This window comes from Microbacterium sp. ISL-103 (assembly GCF_018613995.1).
Lineage (GTDB): Bacteria > Actinomycetota > Actinomycetes > Actinomycetales > Microbacteriaceae > Microbacterium.
Genome location: NZ_JAGGPD010000325.1, coordinates 1 through 6,495 on the forward strand (window position 1 = coordinate 1; position 6,495 = coordinate 6,495).

Genomic DNA, 6,495 nt, shown 5'->3' on the forward strand with positions numbered 1-6,495 from the left:
TCGGCATCGCCCTGCCGTTCGTCGGACTCGTCACGCTCGTCTATCTCGGGGCGATCGCTCTGGTGCTCCAGCTGCAGATCTCCCGACGCTCGAAGCAGGCCGGACAGGTCGCGCTGCGCTATTCGCTGAGGTCCTCACGACTCATCACCGAGATGATCGGCGCCCTTAAAGAGGTGACGCTCCGCGGCAGCGCGTCCGAGGTGGCAGGTGTCGTGCGCGAGAACCGAGCGCACGCGACTCGGGCGCGAGCGAACTCGCAGTTCCTCGCGCAGGTGCCGCGCTACGTCCTCGACGTCGCTCTGATCGGCGGCATCGTCGTCGTCGGCGCGACCGGTTTCCTCACTGAGGGCAACGTCGACGGGGCCATGGCCTCGATCGCTCTGTTCGGTCTGGCAGGCTTCCGGCTCGCTCCCTCGCTGATCCGGTTCCAGGGCGTGCTGCAGCAGCTGAACGTCAGCGCGCCGCATGCGCGTGCCGTCCTGGAAGAGGTCCGGCGCTCGGATCGCTACATGGAGGCAGCGAGCATCGGAGACACTGCGAGCCTCCCTGAGGAGCCACGGGCTCTTCGGTTGCGCGATGTGACGTTCCGGTATTCGCCGGACGCCGCTGACGCGGTCAGACACGTCGACATCGAGATCCCCTTCGGATCGCAGGTCGCGTTCGTCGGTGCATCCGGTGCGGGCAAGTCGACGATGATCGATCTTCTTCTCGGGCTGGTGGAGCCGACCGACGGAGCGATCACGGTCGATGATGTTCCGCTGGGTGGCGTCCTGAACGCATGGAGAGCGAACATCTCCTACGTGCCGCAGGAGGTCTCCCTCTTCGACGCGACCGTGGCTCAGAACGTCGCGCTCAGCTGGCGCACCGACTTCGATCGCGACCGCGTGCGCGAGGCGCTGTCGCGGGCACAGATCCTCCCGCTCATCGAGGCACGCGAGGGCGGCATCAACGGGCGTATCGGTGAGCGCGGGCTCGCTCTGTCCGGCGGTCAGCGTCAGCGGCTCGGGATCGCGAGAGCGCTCTACACCGACCCGATGGTCCTCGTGATGGACGAGGCGACGAGTGCGCTCGACACTGCGACCGAGGCGGCCGTCACGAACGCGATCGAAGAGCTGCGCGGATCTGTGACGACGATCACCGTCGCGCATCGCCTGTCGACCATCCGCCACGCCGACATCATCTTCTTCATGCGAGACGGAGAGGTCGCAGCGTCCGGTTCGTTCAACGAGGTCGTCGCCGCCGAGCCCGAATTCGCTCTGCAGGCGGCACTGGCCGGTCTCATCGAGGCGGAGGACCCCGGAGCCGACAGTGGTCTCTGAGTCGCCGGCTGCGTCGCCGGTCGTCGATGTGATCGTCGCCGTTCACAACACGAATCGACCGGTCGAACGAGCGGTCGCATCCGCGCTCCGCTCGTCGCTGCATGTGCGGGTCAGCGTCGTGGCGCACAACGTCGCATCCGAAGACATCGCGGCCCGCCTCGGGCGATTGGCCGATGACCCGCGCGTCCGGATCCTCGCGCTCGCCGACGGGGTGCGGTCGCCGGCGAACGCGTTCAACTGCGGTCTGGATGCCGCCACAGGCGAGTTCGTCACCATCATCGGATCCGACGACAGTCTCGAGGACGGCGCGCTCGACTCGTGGGTGGCGCTGGCCGAACGGCACCGGGCCGACGCGGTCGTCGCGCCGATCGTGCGTGACGACGGACACGGGGTGCCGACTCCACGGATCAGACCATCTCGGTCGGTCCGTCTGCTCGACGCAGACAGGGACAGACTGTTCGAGAGGACGGCCGCGCTGGGTCTGCAGCGCCGCCGATCCACAGATCGGCTGCGGTATGCGGACGGGCTCCCGAGGGGCGTCGATCAGTCCTTCGGCCTCCGCCTGTGGACATCCTCTCGTGTGGTCTTCGATCCGGCGTCGCCGGTCTATCGCGAGCACTCCGATCAGAATGACCGCGTCACGCACGTCTTCGGCCCACTCGGGGACGACTTCGCTTTTCTCGACGATGTGATCGCGGTGCTGGCCGAGCTGCCACCCGCCCTACGGCGCGCGGTCGTGTCGAAACTCATACGCGTCCATGTCGTTCCCGCGGTGCGCAACCGGCTCGTGTCGGCGCGGCTGCAGTCTTCAGACCTCGATGCCGCCGACGGGGTGCTCCGCCGACTGTGGGCGGTCGCTCCAGGTGCACGAGCGCTGCTGCCCCGAGCACTGAGCCCGTACATCGAGGCCGTGGAGTCGAGGTCCCTCGAAGCGGCGAACTCCGCTCACGAGAGACGCCCCTCGCGGTTCGCGTCCGCCGTTCCGCAGGCGCTCGGTCTGATCCTGCACCGACACGCGCCGCTGCGCACCATGCTCGCGGGACGAGCCGTGATGCGCCGTGTCGCCCGTGGCTACGTCGACCGTCGGGGATCGCAGAGTGCGGAGGACTCGCGATGAAGGTCGTGATCCTGGCACCTCGGGGCACCCGTGTCGATGGCCGGTTGTCCGATGCGTCGCACGTCGAGACGATCGGATGGGACGGTTCCCCCACGGACATGTCAGTGCCGAAGCCGTCAGGGTGGGCCTCGGCTGTGCAGCGCCGGTGCGGGAACAGCATCCCCGCGCGCATCGCACTGCGGCTGGTCGGGGCGGACAACTCCACTCAGTTCGCCCGCGCGGTCGTGGCCGACGAGGGAGCCAGACGCGCCATCGCCGAGGCCGACCTGATCGTCGCGGCGGAAGAGGACGCGACTCTGGCCGCCTGGCGGGCCTCACGGGCGGCACGTCACCCCCGAGCGGTCTTCGGCATGGCCGCCGCGCTGGTCGCCGTGGGTGCCTCCGGAGGAGCGTCATGAGCCGGCCCCACCTGCTGTACACGGCGTGGAGCTTTCCACCGAGCCGCGCGGGAGGCGTCTATCGAGCCGTCGCGACGGTGAATGCGTTCGCGGAGGCAGGCTGGGACGTGACGGTGCTCACCGTGCCCGAGAAGCTCTTCCGCGAGTCGACCGGCTCCGATGAGGAGCTGGCGAAGCAGATCGCACCGGGAGTGCGCGTCGTGCGGGAGGACCCTGACGTACCTGCTTTCCAGAACGACATCGCCGCTTGGCCCTACGCCCGAGCGCGCTTCCCCGAACTGCACAAGCTGTGGGACCTTCGAAAGGACTTCATCCGCTTCCCTGAGCCGAACTACGGACGCTGGCGCCCGGGTCTGCAGGCGATGGCGGAGCGTGTCCATGCAGAGCGACCGGTCGATCTGGCGATCGGCACGGCGAACCCGCACGTCGACTTCATCCCCGGCTGGCATCTCAATCGTCGGTACGGCGTGCCCTACGTCATGGACTATCGCGACGCCTGGCAGCTCGACGTCTTCTCCGGGCGCCGACTGATCACGGCGACCCCGGGCGTGCGACGGTGGGAGCAGCGCCTCATGGCTTCGGCGACCGAGATCTGGTTCGTGAACGACGCGATCCGCGAGTGGCACGAGCAGGAGCACCCGCAGGACCGGGATCGCATGCGAGTGGTCGCCAACGGATTCGACGAGTACCGGGAGCCGCTGCAGGTTCCGGTGCGTGCAGAGCGCGACGACGGACTGGTCTTCGGGTACATCGGGACGATCACTCCGAATGTGCCGCTCGAGACCCTTCTCGCCGGGTGGCGTCGAGCGCGCCGGGACGAGCCGCGCCTCGCCGGCGCACAGCTCGTGCTGCGTGGCTACATCGGTCACTTCGGTGCCGGAGATGGTCTCGCCGCGCAGCTGATCGATGCCGCTGCATCCGACGGTGTGCGCTACGACGGCCCCGTCGGCAAAGCCGACATCGCCGGGGCCTACAGGGGCTTCGACGCTCTCGTCCTCGCCCTCGGCACCGGTCGCTACGTCACCAGCGGCAAGGTCTTCGAGTACACGGCCACGGGCATTCCCATCGTGTCCGTGCACGATCCGGGCAATGCCGCGAGCGACGTGCTGCGTGAGTCGCTGGCGTGGATTCCCTCTGCGGCTCTGACCGAGAATGACGTCGCCGCGGCTTTCGCACGCGCGGGGGAACTGGCGGCGACGCAGACGGCCGAGCAGCGTGCGGCCGCACAGGAGTGGGGCGCGCAGTACTCGCGTGCGGGTCAGCTCGCGCCGAGGATCGCCGCGCTCAGTTCCGCGATCGGCAGGTAGTCACGGCTCAGCCGACGGCGAGGCGATCGATGGCCGTGACCCAGGTGCTCACCTGGTGCTGCGCGGAGATCTCCGAGGCGGCCGAATCGGATGCTCGCTTCCAGGCGGCGACCTTCTCGGGCGTGAGGGCGTCGAGAGCCTCCGCGACGTCGCGGGGGCTGAATCCCTCAGTCACGGCTCCGAAACCGTAGCGGCGCGTCATGCCCGCCATGGCGGCGGTGGGCCCGACGATGAGTCCGAGACGCGCCTGCACGAAATCGAAGAACTTGTTGGGCAGTGCGAGGCGATGATTCGTCGAGGTGGCGGGCAGGATATGGATCCCGACATCGTGCTGCGCGAGCGTGTCGATCAGAGCGGAGTGCGGCACACCGTCGAGAACGCGGACGTTCGGCAGCTCAGCCGCTCGGGCCCGCAGGCGATCGATGTACGCCCGGTCGTTCGGCATGAGGTGGAGGGTCAGTGCGATGTCGGCGGTGCTGAGGGCGACACCTTCGATCATCGTCTCGAGATGACGACCCGCGAGCGCCGCGCCGGTGTGGACCACGCGGATCGGGGATGCGACCGGCTGAACCACGCGCTCCTGGTAGTCGGAAGCGTTCGTGACGACCTCGGGATCCAGGCCGAACGCCCGATATCTCTCCGCGATCTCCGGGGCGACGGTCGTCGTCGACGCGGCGCGGGCAGCGAAACGGCGAACCTGCCAGGCGTTGTACACGCCGCGGTGGGCCGCCCACGCCGGGTTGTCGTCGTGGAGGCCGGGGAAGAACTCGTGAAGGTCGACGTGGACTCGCTCGGCCGGAACGATGTCGAATGCGAGCGGGGCGGCGTCGATGTCATTCGCCAGCACGACGTCGGCGCTGACGTGGCGCAGAGCTTTGCGCGCTGACCGCAGCAGGGGGGACGTGCGGTGCACGAGCCCGAAAGCCCGAGCGCGGAAGAGCACCGATTCGATCTGCATCCGACGCGATCGAGCCCGCCCGCTGGGCGGGAGGGGCAGCGAGATGTGTTCGGCGGATCCGTCGGGTCGTGTCCCGAACCCGGCAGTCACGACCTCGTACGACTCGGCGAACGCCGCGATCTGCCGCTGCAGTCGGGCATCGGAGTTGAGGTCGGAGAAGGAGATGATCAGCAGGCGTGACATGTCAGGTGGTGCTCCCAGGAGACGACTCGGTGATCCAGGCGCGCGCGATGATGTCGGCACTCATTCGTCCGTCATGGACTTCACGGACGAAAGCGAGTCCGTCGGAGGCGATGCGCGCACGTGCGTCGGCGTCGTCTGCGAGTCGGCGCAACACGCCGGACAGCGTGTCGGGTGTGGCTTCGACGATGGGCAGCTCGTGCCCGGTCGCTGCCAGCACGCGGTCCCGGACGGGGCGCGAGACGTGTCCGACGACGACCGCTCCGGCCGCCATCGCCTCACAGGCGGCGACACCGTAGCTGCCCAGGACGAACTGATCGAGCACGACGTCGGCCGTGCGCAGGATGCCCGCCATGTCGGCATGGGAGACTCCGCTGGCCGGCCGGTAGTCGATGGCCCCCGCGTCGTGGAGCGCCTGGGCCGCAGGCGTGATCGTCGCCGTGCCCTTGATCGCGGAGCTGCTGGGCACATGCACCACTCGCATCGCTGCGGAGGCGGCGTGCGCATCGGGCCGCGCCCAGGAGTCGACATCGATGACGACGGGCAGCCAGACGGCCTGGGGCACGTCATCGAGGAGATCCGGGGTGGTGACGAATGCGGGGCCGTCGCTTCCGGCCAGCAACACGCGCTTGCGCGCCGCGATGCGATCCGCCTGCCGCTCGCCGGCGGTGAGCTGTTCGACGGGGCGCCGCGCTGATCGCACGTCTGTTCCGTGGAGCACGAATGCGACTCGTGGTCCGCTGCCGAGGAGGCGGAGTTGACGTTGTAGATCTCGTCCGGCGAGCCGGCCGAACGGGGGCACCATCGATTCCACCAGCAGATGGGTGAACCCGGTGGCCGCCGCTGCCTGTGCGCGCTGCCATGTGCGTGAGTTCTGGAAGACCCGGGGCGCGACGAGTGCATCAGCGGGGAAGCCGAAGGCCGACTTGGTCGCGAACGACCGTGCTCCCACCCCGGGGAAGCGCGACTCCAGCGCGCGCGCCCAGAGCGTCGCCTGCCCGGCGAAGTTCGCGGGACCGATCAGAACCCTCACCGCCGTGTCCGGAGCGGTCGCGACCTGCGCGAGGTCGTCTCGGCGGGGGAGCCCGAGACGGAGTGCGGCCGCGCGGCCGATCACGCTTCCCGGGTGTCTCGCGACCCAGTCGCCGAACCGCTCGGAGACGCTCATGCTCATGCGCGCGGCCTCGTCTCGGCTCTGTCGTGCACGACACGACCG

Annotated in this window: 5 protein-coding genes and 1 pseudogene; 4 read left to right on the forward strand and 2 right to left on the reverse strand. The window is 68.9% G+C overall.

Going from position 1 to position 6,495, the window contains the following annotated elements; all coding sequences use genetic code 11:
- The 4 genes from J7E68_RS12270 to J7E68_RS12285 all read left to right on the forward strand — a co-directional run.
- A partial coding sequence (locus tag J7E68_RS12270; protein ID WP_215172958.1) for an ABC transporter ATP-binding protein occupies nt 1–1,319 on the forward strand: 1,319 nt, incomplete at its 5' end.
- Complete coding sequence (locus J7E68_RS12275; RefSeq protein ID WP_215172960.1) at nt 1,309–2,436, forward strand: glycosyltransferase; 1,128 nt, start codon at nt 1,309–1,311, stop codon at nt 2,434–2,436. The genes J7E68_RS12270 and J7E68_RS12275, both read left to right, overlap by 11 nt.
- Nucleotides 2,433–2,834 (forward strand): hypothetical protein, encoded by a 402-nt coding sequence (locus J7E68_RS12280; RefSeq protein WP_215172962.1) that lies wholly within the window; start codon nt 2,433–2,435, stop codon nt 2,832–2,834. Before J7E68_RS12275 ends, J7E68_RS12280 begins: the two co-directional genes overlap by 4 nt.
- Nucleotides 2,831–4,141 carry a glycosyltransferase gene (locus J7E68_RS12285; RefSeq protein ID WP_215172964.1) on the forward strand — a complete coding sequence of 437 codons (1,311 nt, stop codon included), beginning with the start codon at nt 2,831–2,833 and terminating at the stop codon, nt 4,139–4,141. The genes J7E68_RS12280 and J7E68_RS12285 overlap by 4 nt, the downstream gene beginning before the upstream one ends.
- A 7-nt stretch (nt 4,142–4,148) precedes the next feature.
- Here the strand turns inward: J7E68_RS12285 and J7E68_RS12290 are convergent, their stop codons facing one another.
- Both J7E68_RS12290 and J7E68_RS12295 read right to left on the reverse strand, forming a co-directional pair.
- The gene (locus J7E68_RS12290) at nt 4,149–5,282 is read right to left on the reverse strand and encodes a glycosyltransferase family 1 protein (protein ID WP_215172966.1); all 1,134 of its coding nucleotides are present in this window, start codon (nt 5,280–5,282) and stop codon (nt 4,149–4,151) included.
- A gap of 1 nt (nt 5,283) precedes the next feature.
- Nucleotides 5,284–6,495 (reverse strand): annotated as a pseudogene (locus J7E68_RS12295) (hypothetical protein); the annotation flags it as partial.